Below are 17,892 nucleotides of genomic sequence, written 5' to 3'. Positions count from 1 at the left end.
GAACACGGCAAGTGCACTTGTCTAAAACCTCCAATGTTTATATAATAATGTGTACTGTAAATTACGAATATAGGCCAGATTGCAACCCTACTGTAAAAAAAGATTATAAAGATTTTTATAAGATTTGCAATAAGCAACTTAAAATTGTAATCAAATTGGAAAGGGGAAAGATGGATTTTTTAAAAATTGCTATTGGAAATGGAGTAAATATTAGTCAATTACGGGAATGGTCATCTGTTCCGCTTGATCAAATCGACAACAGTTCTGAATTAGCAGCTATTGTCATTAAAAATGGCGATCGAACTGCTAAGCAGGAAGCAACAGATTTGCGAGCACAATCTGATTTTCCTATTCCTGTGATTGAGGTGGATGGTCAAGCAAGCAAGGCTGATATTGCCAAAATCAACCAAGCTGCTAAAGACTATGAACAAAAGATGGTGCCAGGCTTTTTGACTGATTTAATCAACTTCGCTGAAGCAAAGCCAATTAGTTTTACTACGCCTGGCCACCACAATGGCCAATATTATGATTTGCATCCAGCTGGCGTTGTCTTTAACAAATTCTTCGGCAAAAACTTAATGTTTGCCGACACCAGTGACACCGTACCTCAATTAGGCGATACGATGACTCATGCTGGTACGCCTCTTGATGCAGAAAAATTGGCCGCCCAAACTTATCATGCCGATAAAGTTTACTTTTGTACCAACGGTACAACCAGTGCCAACTCGATTTGTGCCAGTGCACTTTTGTCAGAAGACGATCTAGTATTATTTGACCGCAACAATCACAAATCTTTATACAATAGTGCTTTAGTCATGAGTGGGGCAAAGCCAGTTTATATTCCAACTGACCGCAATGGTTTAGGCTTAATTGGAGAAATGGATCCCGACTTTTTAACTGAAGATAAAATCAGAGCTGAAATTGCTAAAGTCGATCCGGAAAAAGCTAAGGCAAAGCGTCCATTTAGATTAGCTATTGTGCAAGCTGAAACTTACGACGGTGTCTTCTATGATGCTAAGTGGATCGTTGATAAGATTGGCAAACTCTGTGACTACATCTTATTTGACTGTGCATGGGGCGGTTTTGAAGAATTTGTGCCAATTATGGAGCACCTGTCACCATTACTCCTTAACTTAGGACCAGATGATCCTGGTATCTTGGTAACCCAATCTTTGCATAAGCAACAAGTTGGTATGGCCCAAGCTTCACAAATTTTGAAGAAAGACTCACACATTAAGGGCCAAAAGCGCTACGTTGATCACAAGCACTTTAACCATGAATACTTGAAGTTTGTTACTTCTTCATATGCTTACCCACTTTATGCCTCACTCACTGTTAATTCATATGTCACTGCTGGAGAAGGCAATAAGATTTGGTGGGACAAGATCTTGCGCATGGGGATTGAATGGCGCAAGCAACTTTTGAAGAAGTCTAAGTTGTTTAAACCATTTGTTCCAGATAACTTTGCGGATATTTCAACTGATGAATTAGCAACTAACGCTAAGTACTGGAATATGAGCAAGGAAAATAACTGGCACGGCTTTACCAAGATGGGTCAAGGCGAAGCCATGATTGATCCACTTAAGATTACAGTTAAAACACCAGGTATTGACGTCAAGAATGCTAAATACGAAGAAACTGGTATTCCTGGTGCAGTTGTAGCGGAATTTTTGATGGAAAATCATATTATTCGTGCCAAGAACGACCTGAATTCACTTTTATTCTTGTTAACTCCAGGCGATACCAAAGAAGAGCTTGATACCTTGCTTGATGCATTTTTGAAGTTTGAAAAGTACTACAATGACGATGCTTTAGTAAAAGACGTCTTGCCTGTTTTGTACAAGGAATATCCTGACCGCTACAAGGGCTACACTGTTAAGCAGCTTTGCCAGGAAATGCATGAATACTACAAGAAGAACAATACTTTTGTTTTGCAGCAAAAGTTGTTCGAAAAGCCAGGGATGCAAGACTACAAGATGACGCCTTCAGAAGCTGATCAAATGTTTAAGCGGAATGAAAATGAAGTCGTTGATTTTGAAGATGTAGTTGGCAGAACGGCAGCTGAAGGTGCGTTGCCATACCCACCAGGTGTTTTTATCGTAGCTCCTGGTGAAAAGTGGGACACAGTTGATCAAAAGTACTTTGAAGTTTTAGCCCATGCCATTGAAAAATTCCCAGGCTTTGTACCAGAAATTCAAGGTGTATACTTGGATCAAAATGAAGATGGTACCTTAAAAGTACAGGCGGAAGTCATTAAAAAATAAGAGAAAAGGGAGTAAAAAATGAGTTTTTCTTGGAAAGAAAATTTACCAGAAGAATTAAAAGAAAAGGTAACTAAGGTTGAAAAGATGATTCAGCCTCGAATCGAAGAAATCGATGAACAAGTTTTATACAACCAACAAAGAGTGCTTGATTTGTTTAGAAAGCACCATGTTGGTGAAGAAGACTTAGTTCCATCAACTGGTTACGGCTACGATGATATTGGTCGTGACAAGATTGAGGATATTTATGCCGACTACTTCAAGGTAGATGATGCTTTAGTAAGACCACAATTTGGTTCAGGTACTCATGCTATTACCGTTGGTCTTTTCAGCATGCTTCGTCCAGGCGACACCCTTTACTACTTGACTGGGACTCCATATGACACCATTCAAGAAGTTATCGGTTTAGCAGGTAACAAGCCAGGCAACATGAAGGAATGGGACATCAACTTCAAGACCACTGAATTAACTGATGATGGTCAAGTTGATTACGAAAAGGCTAGAGAAGATCTTCAAGATAAGTCAATCAAGGTTGTAGCTATTCAAAGATCTCTTGGCTATGCAACGCGCAAGACTTTTACCATGGACAAGATCAAGAAGATGCTTAAATTTGTTAAGGAAGTTCGTCCTGACGTTAACATCTTTATTGATAACTGTTATGGTGAATTCTCAGAATGTGAAGAACCAACATTTTATGGTGCTGATATGATGGCTGGTTCACTTTATAAGAACGCAGGTGCCGGTTTGGTTAAAGGCGGTGCCTTCTTGGTAGGCCGTCAAGACTTGATCGATGGTGCCGGTTCACGTTTGACTGTGCCAGGTGCTGGTAAAGGTGAAGGCGCAACTTGGGGCTACTTACGTGATATTTACCAAGGCTTCTTCATGGCACCTCATACAACTGGTGAAGCACAAAAGGGTATGGTCTTTACAGCTGCACTTTTGGAAGAAATGGGCCTGGAAGTATCACCTAAATGGAGCGATCCTCGTAGTGACATTGTGCAAACTGTTACCTTTGGTAAACCAGATCCAATGGTTAAGTTCTGTGCCGCAATTCAACACTACTCACCAATGAACTCATTCGTTGATCCAATTCCTTACCACCAAGATGGTTATGAAGATGAAGTTGTCATGGCTTCAGGTTCATTTGTTGAAGGCTCAACTATTGAATTATCATCTGATGGTCCGCTTCGTGATCCATACATGTTGTACATTCAAGGCGGTTTGTCTTATGCTCATGATAAGATTGCCATCACGCATGCGGTTGAAGAAACATTTTACAAGTAATAAAGAAAGGCAGATAATGCCTTTTTTGTTTGAGCTAAGGATAATCAGGATAAGAAAAATAAGTAAAATAAAACTGCCTTGAAATAATTCTCAAGGCAGTTTTTTATTACTTATCTTCTTGTAAGATATCGTCAATTTTTTGAACAGCTTCATTAGAGCCAATCAAAGTAATTTGATCATGTGGATTAATGACATCTGTGGCAAGAGGCACCTCATTCAAGTGTCCATCATGAACAATGCCAATTACGTTAACGTCGTAGTTCTTACGAAAATCTAATTCGCCGAGTGACTTATTAAAGAAACGTGGATTTTCAACGCTAACTTCAATCAAAGAAACATTTTTAGAAAGGTGGAAGAAGTTAACCACGTTAGGGTGAAGTTGACGGAAAATCAATTGACGGGCCATATCTTGTTCAGGTTCAATCACATGATCAGCTCCAATTTTTTCAAGAACCAAGCGGTGATTGTGGTTATTGGCCCGCGTTGTAACGTCAGGTGCGCCAAGTTTCTTAGCTAGCATAGTTGCGATAATGCTACCTTCGACGTTTTCACCCATGGTGACAAAAACATGATCGAAAGAACCAATATCCAAATCACGCAGTTCATCTTCATCGGTGGCATCCGCAATAACTGCGTGGGTAACCAGATGGGCTACATCGTTAATTACTTCTTCGTTTGAATCAATTACTAAAACATCTTGTTCGGCTTTTAAAAGGGCAACAGTAAGTGCCATGCCGAATTTTCCTAGTCCTAAAACAGCAAAACTTTGATCAGCCAATGATAATTTCCTCCTCTGGATAACGATAACTTTGTTTTGTAGGATGTGACTTGAAGATAGAATACATGAAAGTGTAAATTCCAACACGTCCAATAAACATCAAAGCCATAATAATAATTTTGCCAAATAAATTAAGGTGTGGTGTAAGTCCTAATGTTAGACCTACGGTACCGAATGCGGAGACTGCTTCAAAAACAGCCTTGGTAACACCATTATGACCTAAACTTGGTTGGGTCATAGTTAATAATAGAGTCGCTAAAATGATTAATAAAATCGCAGAAAAGAATAGGGTTAAGGCGCGATTGATGTTATCACGAGTGAAGCGGCGGTGCGAAAAGGCAGGTTCTTTTCCAGTAAACGTACCGATACTTTGCAAAAAGAGAATTCCGATAGTTGAGGTTTTAACACCACCAGCGGTGGAGCCAGGGGTACCACCGATGAACATCAAGATAATGGTAATGGCAATCCCGGCCGTACTTAGTTTAGAATAAGGAACCGAGAAAAATCCGGCCGTTCTTGGTGTTACTGCCAAAAATAGGGTGTTAAAGAAACGATCTACGCCATTAAGACTACCACTGAATTGCTTAAGGTTTTGCTCACTGAACAAGAAACCGATGATTGATAAAACTAAGATAATTAAACCAACCGTTAAAGCAAAACGGGTATGCAGGGTGATCTTGTGGCGAATATGGTAAGTTAATAAATCACGCCAAACTAAGAAACCAAATGAACCAGCCCCAATTAAGAGCATAATCACAGTTAAAACATAAGGATTATTATTCAATTGCTCAAGCGACGGACCAAACAAGTCAAAACCGGCATTACAATAAGCAGCTACCGAATGGAAAAGACTGTACCAGATACCTTTGCCAAGGCCAAGTTTGGGTTCTAGAGCAATGAAAAGCAACCCTGCTCCGATTAACTGAATCACCAATGAAAGGCGAATAATTAAACGAACAACCCGAAATTGAGAAAGGTGGTTCAGATTAAGGGCCTCCCCCGTTAACATTCTTGCACCTAAACTCATGCGCTGGTGAGCAAAGTTGCTGAGCATGACGGCAAAAGTCATAAAGCCCAAACCGCCAACTTCAACTAAGATCATGATCACAAGCTGACCAAAAAATGACCAGTGCGTAGCCGTGGTAACTGTACTTAATCCGGTAACGCAGACTGCCGAAGTTGCAGTAAAGAGCGCGTCAGAATAAGCAGTGGCTTGGCCTGCTTTATCCGCAAACGGCAGCGATAAAAGAATGCTGCCGATAAGGATCAAGATTAAGAAACCAATGGTTAAAGCAAGTGAAAATGTGATACGTCGATGAAAAAGATGTATCAAGTTTTTTCCTTCTTTCTGAGATAGAATACTTTATTAATTATAAGGCAAAAGAATTTTCATTGATACTCTGCTAAAATAAAGAAAGTATTTCATGCAAGTTAGGAAAATTAGATGAATCCAGAAAAAGTATTAAAACAAACTTTTGGCTATGATAGTTTTCGTCCAGGACAAAAGAAAGTCATTGATTTAGTTTTAAATAAACAGAATGTACTAGCGGTAATGCCGACTGGTGCAGGGAAGTCGCTGTGTTATCAAGTTCCAGCCTTGATGAATGCTGGCGTTACCTTGGTTATTTCACCTTTAATTTCATTAATGAAGGATCAGATTGATACCTTAAAGCAAAACGGAATTAATGCGGCTGCTTTAAACTCTGCGACGCCGCAAAAAGAAGTAAATCCGATTTTGCGTCAGGCCTATAAGGGCAAGATCAAATTGATCTATATTACGCCAGAACGTCTAGCAATCGACTATTTTAGATATCAACTTAATTTCTTAGATATCGATTTAGTTGCAGTTGATGAAGCACACTGTATTTCTCAGTGGGGACATGATTTTAGACCGGCTTACCGACAGCTGCTTGATGGAATAAATTCTTTGAAGAGCAGACCAAATATTTTGGCCTTAACTGCAACTGCCACGCCAGCGGTTCAAGATGATATTTGTGAGCAGTTGAATATTCCTAAGCAAAATATGGTTATCACTTCATTTGCCCGTCCAAATTTGAGCTTTAAGGTGGTTAATTCACCGCAAAACACGCCACTTTATATTGCACAGTACATCAAAATGCATCCCGATGAAGCAGGGATCATCTACACCAATACGCGTAAGAAAGTAGAGAGCCTAACTGATTATTTAGCTAAAAAAGGTATCTCAGTTGGAGCCTATCATGGCGGGATGAAGACTAAAGAAAGAGACGAAGTACAAGAAGCGTTTCAATTTGATCAAGTTCAGGTAATTGTTGCCACTAATGCCTTCGGAATGGGAATTGATAAAAGCAATGTCCGCTTTGTCATTCATGCCTCAAGTGCTCGTAATATTGAAAGCTACTATCAAGAAGCAGGACGTGCTGGTCGAGATGGCGAAGAAAGTGAAGCAATTATGATCTACCATCCGGGAGATTTGCGCCAGTATCGCTTCTTTATCGATGAATCAACGGCTGATGAAAAATACCGCGAATTGCAGTATCAAAAATTGCAAGCAATCACCGATTATGCCAATACGGGTGAGTGTTTGCAGCAGTTTATCGTGCGCTATTTCGGGCAAGACTGTGAACCTTGCGGCAAGTGCTCTAATTGTTTAAACCAAGATGAATTAACTGATATTACGGCCGATGCGCAAAAAGTGATTTCGATGGTTTACGAACTTGATGGTCGTTTTGGTAAAAACGTTGTAGCGCAGTGTCTAGTTGGTTCAAATAATCAAAAAATGAAAGAGATGAATGCTTCACAGTACGATCATTTTGGTAGCTTAAAAATGAATCAAAAAGAGGCAATCAGCTTAATTGACTATCTAATTGCGTCTAGATATTTAGAAATTGAAGGCACGAAATATCCGTTAGTTCATGTGACTAATCGTGGTTGGGATGTGCTCGATGGCAAAATAACAGTAAAAAGACGAATTGCCAAGGTCCAAAAGAAAAAGCAAATTTTTGCTCAGGATGAAAATCCAGATTTATATGAAGCATTACGAAAGAAGAGAATGGAATTAGCCAGAAAGCAAAGAGTACCTGCATTTATGATCTTTTCTGATCGCAGCCTGCATGATATGGCTAAGATCAAACCACAAAATGAAGCAGAGTTCTTAGAAGTCAGTGGGGTAGGTCAAGCCAAAATGCAAAAGTATGGTGCAACCATGATTCAGGTAATTAAGAGCTTTTAGTTATTACTTATAGAAAAATTAGTTACCTTTATATTGGCTTACTTATTCTTTTTAATCTACAATAGGGGTAATAAACGAAAGGAAGACTAAAGATGGCTAAAAAAACTTTAATTTTGTATTACTCATGGTCAGGCAATACCAAGAAAATGGCTGAAAAGATTAATGGTGAAATTGCCGGTAGTGACATTGAAGAAGTAACTGTAGCTGATGGTACTTTCGATTCAGATATGTATAAGACTAATGACATTGCATTAGATCAAATCCAAGGAAAAGAAGAATTTCCTGAAGCACAAGTTATAGATATCGACTTTAATAAATATGATTTGATTTTAGTAGGTAGTCCAGTTTGGTCAGGTTATCCTGCAACCCCAATCAAATCACTTCTTGAAAAGATGAAGAACTACAAAGGCGAAGTTGCTTCATTCTTTACTTCTGCAGGAACCAACCATAAGGCTTACGCAAGTCACTTTAAAGAATGGGGTAACGGTTTAAATATTATTGGCGTTGCTCGTGACGATAGTGAAGTTAGCGACTGGGTAAAATAGTTAAATAAAAATTATTATGTAAAGTAGCTGATGGGCTGCTTTTTTTGTTAAATGAAAATTAAAGGTTGATTCGCTCGCTTTATTAATATAAAATTAAATTAATATTAATTATTAAATATATTAATGTGAATAAGGTGAGGATATGGATTTGATTAAACAAATTTCTAGTAAGGGTCTTGTTTTGGATGGTGCGATGTCAACAGCACTTGAGAAACAAGGAATTGATACAAATACAGATTTATGGACAGCTGTAGCTTTAGACAAAGACCTAGATAAAGTTTATAAAGTTCATATGAACTACTTCCAAGCCGGTGCTCAAATGGCAATTACCGATACATACCAAGCAAATGTGCAAGCTTTTGAAAAGCACGGTTATTCTGAAGACAAGGCTAAAGAAATGATTGCTGATGCGGTAAAAATAGCGAAAAAGGCGAGAGATGATTTTGAAAAGAAGACAGGTATCCATAACTATGTAGCCGCTTCTGTGGGTTCATATGGCGCTTATTTAGCCGAAGGCGACGAATTTCGTGGCGATTATGATCTAACTAAAAAACAATACTTGGATTTTCATTTGCCACGCTTGCAAGTATTGCTTCAAAATAAGCCAGATTGTTTAGCTATTGAAACGCAACCTAAGCTTGATGAGGTAGTTGTCCTTTTAGACTGGTTAAAAGAAAACGCACCTGAAATGCCAGTGTATGTGAGTTTTACTTTGCATGATACAACAAAGATTAGTGATGGCACTCCTTTGAAAAAGGTGATGGAAAAAATAAATGAGTATGATCAAGTCTTCGCGGTTGGTGCCAATTGCTTTAAGCCATTTTTAGCCACTACTGCAATCGATAAGATGCGCGAATTTACCAAGAAAAACATTATCGTTTACCCTAACTTGGGTGGCGTATATAACGAATTCGAGAGAAATTGGATTCCGTTTAATGCTAAGTTTGATTTTGGTAAATTAAGCAAGGAATGGTATGAGCACGGTGCTTGCATTATTGGGGGATGCTGCTCAACTGGAGTTAAAGAAATTAGTCAAATCGCCGCCTTTTATAAAATTTTGAATAATCAGAAGAGCAAGCAAAAATTAGATCTTAAACCCAATATAAATTTAATGAAGTCAACCAGATCAAAAGTGTAATTTTTTAAAACAAATCTCTTCCAATTTTTTAGATAATTTGGTAATATAATAGCGGGGCGTGTGATGAGCGCTCCGAGGATGAAAAGGCTAAGCAAGATGTCTCTTAGGGCATCTGCTGATAGGAAGAAATTTGAAGGTGTAGAAAAGCCATTAAGGACATTTTCCTTAGTGACTTTTTTTTGTAAAAAAAGACCACTAGCAAATGCTAGTGGTTATTTTTTTAGAAATCATTTTTTGCTGTTCTCGGAGTTACCTTGTCCCAAATTGCATCGACAATGCCAATCCACATTGCACCAAGTGCAACTGAACCACAGACATCTGATGGGAAGTGAGCATACAAGTAAACTCTTGAGATCATTACTAGAACAAGCCAGACGACCAAAAGTACGTTTAACCAAACTCTAGTAGTTCTGTTTTTGACTAATGCTGGAATTAAAATGAGCATTAACCAAAAGACGATGATTGACATGCCCAATGTGTGGCCACTTGGAAAACTGAAACCGTCATCTACTGCCAGGTGAGCAACTGGACGAGCACGTTGGACAATGTGTTTAACGATCCAACCAAACGCATCAGCAGTAATTAATGAAACGACAATGCTGAGCGAGAGGGGTCGCCGCTTTTCAATCCATAGAATAATTGCAATAAGTAGCATCCAAACCAGATCAACCTTGGTATCGGCCAAGAACGTAATATTGAGCATCAGGCCCTTTAAGCCAGGGATTGTATGCACAAGTTGTTCAAAGAAGTTGTCGAATTCATTGATCCAGCTCGCATGCATCATGATTGAAATCGCCAAAATTAAGAAGATTGGCAAACCAACACAAATAGCTGTGATATTTTTCTTTCGCATATTTTCCTCGAAGTAAATTAATTTTTAAACAACATGAAAAGTTTACCATATAAAATATAAATAATAAAGATAATTTTCTTGGTAAGAAAATTGAAAAATGAAAGTTTAGAGGAATTATCCTTATTAATAAGTAAAAATTTATATAATATGTAACTCCAATGAAAAAAATAAATGCTAAGATTATGCTATGAAGAAACTAACATTTCTGGAGGGTTTTGAAAACGAGACATTTTAATTTTAAAAGAATATTAATCAAAACGGCCATTTCGCTTACTGCTGTTTCTGCATTGCCAATTGCTTCAATTGCGACAGCTAAGACTGCAAATGCGGCAGATGATCAAACTGAAATGCGCAGTTTTGTAAGAAAAACAATTGCAAACGACTATGCAAGAGGAACTACTGTTGTTGTTAAAAATGGTCAACCACAACAAATTAGTTACGGCTATGGCTATTATGGTAAGCGTCTTGGCGCAGGCAACAGCAAGGTGGTTTATCCAGTTTGTTCATTGCAAAAAGTAATTACTGCGGCAATTATTACGCAATTGATTTATGCAGGAAAGTTTACGCAAGATACTAAGATTTCCAATTGGTATCCTAACTTGAAGGGTGCATCAAATATCACTGTAGGTAACTTGATGACTCATACTTCAGGTCTTAAGGCAACAGATACTGAAGTTAACCGTGGTCGCATTTATTCAGAAAATGATGCGATCAACTGGGTGGTTAACAAGTTGAACTCAACTACCCAAAACCAACCAGGCAAGTTTTCTTACAACAACACTAACTACATCTTGCTTGCAGGTATTATTCGCCAAGTAACCGGTAAGTCTTACAAGCAAAATGTCCAAGAACGTGTGATTAATCCATTAGGCTTGAAGAGAACCTACTTCCTTGAAGACATTCCTTCAGGTATGACCGATGGGATTTCATATACTTGGAACTACAAGAACTATCAATGGGCTCAATACGTTAAAAAGCAACAAGCTTCACAACTTGTAGGTGCTGGTAACTTGTTCTCAACCCCAATGGATTACTACAAGATCCAAGTTGGTTTGACCAATGGCAAGATTTTGGACCAAGCTGAATTCAATTATATGACTAACCTTGATACTAAGCCTTCAAACGGTTATTCAGGTGGGATGTACGTTAAGGGCAACCTTAAGTCCGCTTATGGTAACTTGTACAATACTCACTTTGGTAACTGGGTACAATTGACCAAGGATAATCAAAATGGTTTAATCATGTTCTTGAATCAAACTCAAAACGATGAAACTAGAAACAAGAAAATTGGTTACCAAATTTTGAACCACATTCAACCTAATACTTTTAGTTCAAAATAGAATATTATTTTAGTCCTGCTATTAACCTATGATAAGCTAGTAGCAGATTTTTATTTAGGAGTGAGGAAATGATTAATGGAGGAGTTTTAATCAGTCAGGACCTGTCGTGTGCAGGGCAAGTGTCATCTTCGGTAGCTCTGCCTATTCTTGGTGCATGTGGCACAAGGTCAACTCTTCTGCCTACGGCCATTTTGTCTACGCATACCGGTTTTCAAGGCAATACTTATCTAGATTTAAGTAGTGAAATGACTAAAATAGTTGCTCATTGGCAAAAAATTAATTTGAACTTTGATGCTTTATATTTAGGCTACTTAGGTCAAAATGCGTTAGATTTTTGGCTTGATAAGATCGAACAAATAAAACGTGCCGATCAGGTAGTTTTAATTGATCCTGCGATGGCCGATCATGGCAAGATGTACCGCGGCTTGGACGAGGGATATGTCAAAAAGATGCGCCAGCTGATCCCCAAAGCGACGATTTTAACGCCGAATATCACTGAAGCAGCATTTTTATTAGGCAAAGATTTAACAAAAGTATCATTAGAAAAAGCACAGGAATTTGCCACAGAATTAGCTAAAAAGTTTTCTATTCCCAATGTGGTAATTACGGGAATTTCTATCACTAAGGAGAAAATCGGTGAAGTTGGTGTAACAGATGGTAAAAACTGGTCATTAATTCAAAAAAAATTGTCTGGCAGCTTCTTTGGCACCGGCGACATGTTTGCTAGTGCATTTTTAGCAGCAGTTTTACATGGCAACAACTTAGAAAAAAGCTGTTCAATTGCGGCCGATTTTATTAGATTAGCAATTATGAATACGAAACAAAATCCGCTGTTTGGGCCTAACTATGCGGCAGGCTTGCCATGGTTATTGGATGAAATAGAAAAGTAGGTGTGAGATATGAGAAAAGATATTAATTCGTTACAATCTTTAATTTTTACTGGTTTATTTGCGGCAATTATTTATATCGGGATCTGGGTACTGCGTATTCCCGTACCAGCAATGGTAGGTCGTCCGTTTATTCACTTCGGTAATACTTTAACTGCTGTAGCGATCCTTTATTTAGGCTATCGCAACGGTATGATTGCCGGGATTATCGGGTTAGGTGGCTTTGACCTACTTAACGGTTATGCGGCAACTTCATGGTTGACGATGCTGGAAGTCGTAGTTGTAGCAACGGTTTTAACCGCTGTTTATCGCGGGATGAACTATCGCGACTCCAAGAAGAACATCATTATTTTAGGTATCATTGCTGGGGTGACGAAAATTTTTACTACTTATTGTGTTTCAATTGTCGAAGCACTGATGGTGGGAACTAGTTTACAAGTTGCTTATATTGGAGCTTTTGTCAGTCTGCCAGCAACCGTCATCAATTCAATTTCCACCGCAATCTGTACGCCAATTTTGTACTTTGCTCTAAAAGATGCGGTGAAGGCAATTATGAAAAAGGCCAATTAAAGAAACAATAGATTTTACACACGTATTGATGGGTGCTATATTAAGTCTATTGAATGATAAAAAGGATAGAATTTTATGAACGAAGATCTGAGGAAAAGAAATAAACGAAATAATCTGATCATCTTAGTGGTCGGAATTGTCATTATCATCGGTATCATTGCTGGTTTTAGCATCCATAATCACCGTGTTGCTACACAAACTGCAGCTGAAAAGTTTGCACGAACTCACTTTAATCCTAATGTAAAAATCGATGGGGTTAAGGTAGGCAAGTTAACTGTCAAGAAGGCTACAGATAAGGTTAATAAGAATGCAAAGAATGTAGTTACATTGAAAGACAACAAGTTGGTGTACAGCTATAGCACTACTAGTCAAACAATTGATGAGCAAGAAACTAGTGAGCTATTTAAAAAGCAACACACTAAGACACCATCAGACAAGAGCTACAGTTACACCACTAAGGATTTAGCTACTGCCAAGAATAAGTTGAATAGTCTTAAAAAGGCAACTATTAACTATAAGATTAATGGTAAAAGCTACAAGTTAAAGGCTAGCGAACTCTTAAATGATGTTTCTTACCAAAATGGCAAATACAAATTTGGCAACACAATTAAGTTGACTGACAAGTTGAACCAAATTGATAAAGAAGTTTCTACTTTGCATAAGAGCTACAAGTTTACTGTTCCAACTGGCAATAAAGTAAAGGGTAAGACCATTACTGTTAAGAACAAGACTTGGGGTTGGGGCGTATACGTACAAAAGACCCGTCGTCTCTTGCTTGATGCCTTTGCACAAGGTAAGACTACTTTTGATGGTGCAGATGCCATTTATGGTTTAGGTTACAGTACTTATGCTCACGGCTACGGCAGATCAAATCATGAAATCGGCAATACTTACGCCGTTGTTTCTTTGAAGAAGCAAGAAGTATGGCTTGTAAGAAACGGCAAGCTTAAAGTTCACTTAAGAGATGTCGTTACTGGTACTATGGAAGGTAGCAAGGGCGATCAAACTCCTCGTGGCGTTTGGTACATCCACTACAAACAAAGAAATGCCACTCTCCGTGGTAGTAACGATGATGGTTCAAGTTATGCTTCACCAGTTAGTTATTGGATGCCATTTACTTTGAGTGGTTGTGGCTTCCACGACGCAAGTTGGAGAACTGACTGGAGCAAGACAGCCTACTTAAAGGGTGGTTCACACGGCTGTGTCAACGTTAAGCCAAGTGAAATTAGAAGCGTTTGGAACAACATTTCTAAGAACGAACCTGTAATTATTTACGAATAATCAAAATCTTTCATTTATAAATTAAATTTAACAAATAAAGAAAATAGGACTACCATAACAAGTGGCCGGATGAAAATCCTTCCTCCTGAAGTGATTATTACATAACCTATTTTCTTCATTATAAATCTCGCTAAGGTCGCAGTAATGTTATGTACATTGCTGTGGCTTTTTTATAATTTAATGTTTATAACCATAAAAAGAATGTTATAGTAAGCAATGTAGGAAAAGAGGATTTTGAAAGATGATCGATATTTATAATGAGAAACTTGCAAAATATGCAGATGGTGAACGCCGTATTTTTACTGCAACCTTTTTGCGTCCTGATGATCGTAAGGGAATTTTTCAAAATTTGACAGTTAATAATGAAGACAATGTTGTAGTTAAACAAATTGTTTTACGAATGACCAAAGCCTTTAAGGAATTAAACCTTGAAAAAGGCGACGTTGTTCAATTTGAAGCAATCGTTAAGCAAAACAGTCGTGGTGAATACACTGTTGAACGTCCTACTGGAATGGAAAGAATTAGTTCTGGTCAAGATGAGGAAGACAGCGGTGTTCACGTTGTTGGTGATGACTGGGATTGGTTTGAAAAGTAAAAAATAGATTAGATATAGAGATATTTAAGCATGTTCTGTATGGAACATGCCTTTTTATTTAAGAAAAGAAAAAGAACAATATTTTAAAAAAGAAAAGCATCAATTTTTACGTAATAAATTATAGCAAAGAGCATTACTATGAATTCATAGTGAAATAATATATAATTATGGTGAATTAATGGATAAAGAATTTGCCGCCGATTGTAAAATTAAATTGAACACTTGATAGAAAATAAAAAGTCCATTTGGACCTGTTTGATAGAATGTTAATAACCACAAAAACATCTATGGAGGTCAAAATGGACTCACTACATTCTATCATGGACAAGCGTAAAAAAGGAACACATCTATCGCTTGAAGAGCGGGTTATTATTCAAACTCGTTTGAAAGATCATTGTTCTTTGCGTTCCATCGCTCGAGAAATTGGCTGTTCCCCTAGTACAATTCACTATGAGATCAAACGAGGGGCTGTTAAGCTGTATCACGGTAAAGTTAAACGTTATAAAGCCCAACAAGGTCAGAGTGTTTATCAAAACAATCGTCGATACTGTGGACGCAAATCGGATTTTCTTAAGAAGCATAAGTTTATTGATTACGTCCAACAGCACTTTTTTGAAGATAGCTGGTCGCTCGACGCCTGCAGTAATCGCTGCACTGCTGTAGGGAAATTTACCAGCAACGATATTGTCTGCACCAGGACGCTTTATAATTATGTCGATCAAGGCTTGTTAAACATCCATAACTATGATTTGCCAGAGAAACTCAAGCGCAATACCAAAATTCATCGCATTCGTAAAAATAAGAACAAGCTAGGCCGCAGTATTGAACAACGACCACAGGAAGTTAATAAGCGTGATGTGTTTGGGCATTGGGAATGTGATCTTGTTTTAGGCCATAAGACCAAGGACGACGAAGTGCTGCTAACTTTGTCTGAACGCATGAGCCGTGAGTTCCTAATTATTAAAATCCCAGATAAAACAGCTGCCAGTGTAATGAATGCCTTTAAAAGTCTGCGCAAGCAATACAGCGAGCATTGGAACGATATCTTTAAAACTATTACGACTGATAATGGTTCTGAATTTGCGGATCTATCTCAGCTGGAAGATATTTCCAAATCACTAGTTTATTATGCTCATCCATATACTTCTTGTGATAAAGGCACTGTAGAGAGGCATAATGGCCTTATTCGCAGATTCATTCCTAAAGGTGACTATATTCATAACTACTCTCTCCAACAAATCATTGACATTGAAACTTGGTGCAATTCATTGCCAAGAAAGATCTTGGCTTATCATACACCAGATGAAATCTTTGAAAGAGAATTAGATCGCATCTATCAAACAGCCTAAACAAAAGTGTTCAAGTTATTATTGCAATTTACGTATATTAATCATTCCAGTTTGTGGGAAGATTTCAAGTTAATTATTAAGACTGTATTAGTTATGATTCATCCCAATGGTGCGTATTAAGGAGTTTTTTATGAGCAAGGTATTAATTACAGGTGGAGCAGGATTTATTGGATCAAATTTAGCGAAAGCTTTGGTTGATGATGGAAATAAAGTAGTTGTTGTAGATGATTTGTCAATGGGGCAAATTAAGAATATTAAAGGATTAGATCTTGAATTTCTAGAACATGATGTGACTGATAAGGAGTTTATGCATCATTTGTTAAGAGAATATAAATTTGATTATATTTTCTTTTTGGCTGCCGTAGCTAGTGTAGCTGATTCAGTAGAACGTCCACTTGAAACTCATGCAGTAAATCAAGAAGCAGTTTTAGATACATTAGAATTTATTCATCACAATAATTTACCCCTCAAGCGTTTTGTGTTTACTTCTTCAGCTGCAGTATATGGTAATCTGCCAGATATGCCTAAGAGTGAGACTACCAGATGTCAACCATTGACTCCATATGCAGTTGATAAATATGCATCTGAAAGATTTACAATTGACTATGAAGGACTATATGGTTTACCAACTGTAGCAGTTAGATTCTTCAATGTATTTGGGCCTAACCAGAATCCAGAATCACCATATTCAGGTGTTCTTTCAATTATTACTGATAAGTTAAAAAATAATGAAACTTTTAATTTGTATGGTGATGGTTCACAAACTAGAGACTTTGTGTACGTTGCTGATGTAGTTAAAGCATTAAGGCTTGTGGCTACTAAAACACCTAAAGCAACAGTATATAATGTTGCGCAAGGCGAAGAAACTTCTTTATTAGATATGATTCATATTTATGAAGAAGTTAGTGGAGCAGCTGTAGCAGTTCCATTTTTTTATATTGGAAAATTAATGGGTGCTAAGACTGTATATATTGAAGTATTTGATCGTTATGATAAGCCAACCTTAACTGGCAAGTTGGTTTATCCAATAACAGATAAATTCATTGTTGAATGGGAAGAAATGAAGAAAGTCTACCCCAAAGCAATTAACTTAGGAAGTATTTTTTGATATAAATTATTATGAATAAACAGGCTGTATTAGTTATTGCTCATAAAAATAGCTATGTACTAGAAACGAATTTAAGATTATTAGATTCACCATATATAGATATATTCATTCATGTAGATGCAAAATGCTCGAATTTTAATTTTGAATATTACAAAGAAATTTTGAGATATTCAAAGTTAATATATGTAAAACCAAGAATAAAAGTATATTGGGCTGGATATTCTCAGGTTCAAGTTGAATTAATTCTGCTACAATTTGCACAAAAATATAGCGATTACTCATACTATCACCTTATTAGTGGGCAAGATTTATTAATAAAACCGGTAGATGAGTTTATTAATTTCTTTACTAATTCTAATAAACTTTTTTTAGAATCAAGAAAGATATCTAAAACAAATAAATGGAGTAAAAAAGTTTATTATCGAGTTTCAGTAAAACATATATTTATTAAATATGCTAGATATCCAAATAAGTTGATTCAATATAGTGCTAGACTTGTTAACAAGTTGTATGCTCATTTACAAGTGAAAATAGGTATTGATTTAGTAAAGAAAAATCAAATAGCTTTGAGATATGGTTCGCAATGGTTTAGTTTACCAGATGATTGTGTGAGCTATATTTTAAGTAAAAAAAATCAAATTCGCCGATTGTAAAATTAAATTGAACACTTGATAGAAAATAAAAAGTCCATT

General features: G+C 37.3%; 16 protein-coding genes and 1 pseudogene. 14 read left to right on the top strand and 3 right to left on the bottom strand.

All coding sequences use genetic code 11. The annotated features are described in order from the left end of the window. The first annotated feature begins 170 nt into the window (after nucleotides 1-170). Together WS44_RS04055 and WS44_RS04050 are read left to right on the top strand one after the other, a co-directional pair. Nucleotides 171-2,264 carry a putative ornithine decarboxylase gene (locus WS44_RS04055; protein WP_046433254.1) on the top strand — a complete coding sequence of 698 codons (2,094 nt, stop codon included), beginning with the start codon at nucleotides 171-173 and terminating at the stop codon, nucleotides 2,262-2,264. An 18-nt stretch (nucleotides 2,265-2,282) separates the two neighbouring features. Further along, nucleotides 2,283-3,545: a methionine gamma-lyase family protein gene (locus WS44_RS04050; protein WP_013437806.1), complete on the top strand. Its 1,263-nt coding sequence runs from the start codon at nucleotides 2,283-2,285 to the stop codon at nucleotides 3,543-3,545. A gap of 106 nt (nucleotides 3,546-3,651) precedes the next feature. Here the strand turns inward: WS44_RS04050 and WS44_RS04045 are convergent, their stop codons facing one another. Together WS44_RS04045 and WS44_RS04040 are read right to left on the bottom strand one after the other, a co-directional pair. Continuing rightward, on the bottom strand, nucleotides 3,652-4,323 hold the full coding sequence (locus WS44_RS04045; RefSeq protein WP_013437807.1) for a TrkA family potassium uptake protein: 672 nt from the start codon (nucleotides 4,321-4,323) through the stop codon (nucleotides 3,652-3,654). Further along, a complete protein-coding gene (locus WS44_RS04040) occupies nucleotides 4,316-5,656 on the bottom strand; it encodes a Trk family potassium uptake protein (RefSeq protein ID WP_014565800.1) in 1,341 nt (446 codons plus the stop codon). The genes WS44_RS04045 and WS44_RS04040 overlap by 8 nt, the downstream gene beginning before the upstream one ends. Nucleotides 5,657-5,767: 111 nt before the next feature. Here WS44_RS04040 and recQ point away from each other — a divergent pair, with 111 nt between their 5' ends. The 3 genes from recQ (at nucleotide 5,768) to mmuM (ending at nucleotide 9,217) form a co-directional block, all read left to right on the top strand. Continuing rightward, nucleotides 5,768-7,534: a DNA helicase RecQ gene (recQ, locus tag WS44_RS04035; protein WP_046433251.1), complete on the top strand. Its 1,767-nt coding sequence runs from the start codon at nucleotides 5,768-5,770 to the stop codon at nucleotides 7,532-7,534. Between the two features lie 92 nt (nucleotides 7,535-7,626). After that, the gene (locus WS44_RS04030; protein WP_046433248.1) at nucleotides 7,627-8,079 is read left to right on the top strand and encodes a flavodoxin; all 453 of its coding nucleotides are present in this window, start codon (nucleotides 7,627-7,629) and stop codon (nucleotides 8,077-8,079) included. 142 nt (nucleotides 8,080-8,221) lie between these two features. Continuing rightward, a complete protein-coding gene (gene mmuM / locus WS44_RS04025) occupies nucleotides 8,222-9,217 on the top strand; it encodes a homocysteine S-methyltransferase (protein ID WP_046433247.1) in 996 nt (331 codons plus the stop codon). Nucleotides 9,218-9,437: 220 nt separating this feature from the next. Here the strand turns inward: mmuM and WS44_RS04020 are convergent, their stop codons facing one another. Further along, the gene (locus tag WS44_RS04020) at nucleotides 9,438-10,070 is read right to left on the bottom strand and encodes a phosphatase PAP2 family protein (RefSeq protein ID WP_013437812.1); all 633 of its coding nucleotides are present in this window, start codon (nucleotides 10,068-10,070) and stop codon (nucleotides 9,438-9,440) included. A gap of 251 nt (nucleotides 10,071-10,321) precedes the next feature. Here WS44_RS04020 and WS44_RS04015 point away from each other — a divergent pair, with 251 nt between their 5' ends. From WS44_RS04015 to WS44_RS09895, 9 genes and pseudogenes are all read left to right on the top strand, one after another. Beyond that, complete coding sequence (locus WS44_RS04015) at nucleotides 10,322-11,410, top strand: serine hydrolase (RefSeq protein ID WP_118027927.1); 1,089 nt, start codon at nucleotides 10,322-10,324, stop codon at nucleotides 11,408-11,410. Between the two features lie 68 nt (nucleotides 11,411-11,478). Further along, a complete protein-coding gene (locus WS44_RS04010; protein WP_013641840.1) occupies nucleotides 11,479-12,300 on the top strand; it encodes a PfkB family carbohydrate kinase in 822 nt (273 codons plus the stop codon). A gap of 9 nt (nucleotides 12,301-12,309) precedes the next feature. After that, nucleotides 12,310-12,867: an ECF transporter S component gene (locus WS44_RS04005; protein WP_013437815.1), complete on the top strand. Its 558-nt coding sequence runs from the start codon at nucleotides 12,310-12,312 to the stop codon at nucleotides 12,865-12,867. Between the two features lie 75 nt (nucleotides 12,868-12,942). Then, nucleotides 12,943-14,148, top strand: a complete 1,206-nt coding sequence (locus WS44_RS04000; RefSeq protein ID WP_013641841.1) for a L,D-transpeptidase family protein — start codon at nucleotides 12,943-12,945, stop codon at nucleotides 14,146-14,148. A 241-nt stretch (nucleotides 14,149-14,389) separates the two neighbouring features. Next, a complete protein-coding gene (locus WS44_RS03995) occupies nucleotides 14,390-14,743 on the top strand; it encodes a hypothetical protein (RefSeq protein ID WP_046433242.1) in 354 nt (117 codons plus the stop codon). Nucleotides 14,744-15,042: 299 nt separating this feature from the next. Then, nucleotides 15,043-16,092: an IS30 family transposase gene (locus WS44_RS03990; RefSeq protein WP_046433240.1), complete on the top strand. Its 1,050-nt coding sequence runs from the start codon at nucleotides 15,043-15,045 to the stop codon at nucleotides 16,090-16,092. A gap of 33 nt (nucleotides 16,093-16,125) precedes the next feature. Then, nucleotides 16,126-16,212 (top strand): annotated as a pseudogene (locus tag WS44_RS09900) (sugar transferase); the annotation flags it as partial. Nucleotides 16,213-16,222: 10 nt separating this feature from the next. Beyond that, the gene (locus WS44_RS03985) at nucleotides 16,223-17,200 is read left to right on the top strand and encodes an SDR family NAD(P)-dependent oxidoreductase (RefSeq protein WP_288145684.1); all 978 of its coding nucleotides are present in this window, start codon (nucleotides 16,223-16,225) and stop codon (nucleotides 17,198-17,200) included. A gap of 11 nt (nucleotides 17,201-17,211) precedes the next feature. After that, complete coding sequence (locus tag WS44_RS09895; RefSeq protein WP_288145683.1) at nucleotides 17,212-17,853, top strand: beta-1,6-N-acetylglucosaminyltransferase; 642 nt, start codon at nucleotides 17,212-17,214, stop codon at nucleotides 17,851-17,853. Nucleotides 17,854-17,892 lie beyond the last annotated feature (39 nt).

Source organism: Lactobacillus sp. N54.MGS-719, from assembly GCF_000980505.1.
In the GTDB taxonomy this organism is placed as follows: Bacteria; Bacillota; Bacilli; order Lactobacillales; family Lactobacillaceae; genus Lactobacillus; species Lactobacillus amylovorus.
Note: the sequence above shows the minus strand (reverse complement) of the source record. Positions and strands in the feature narration are given on the sequence as shown.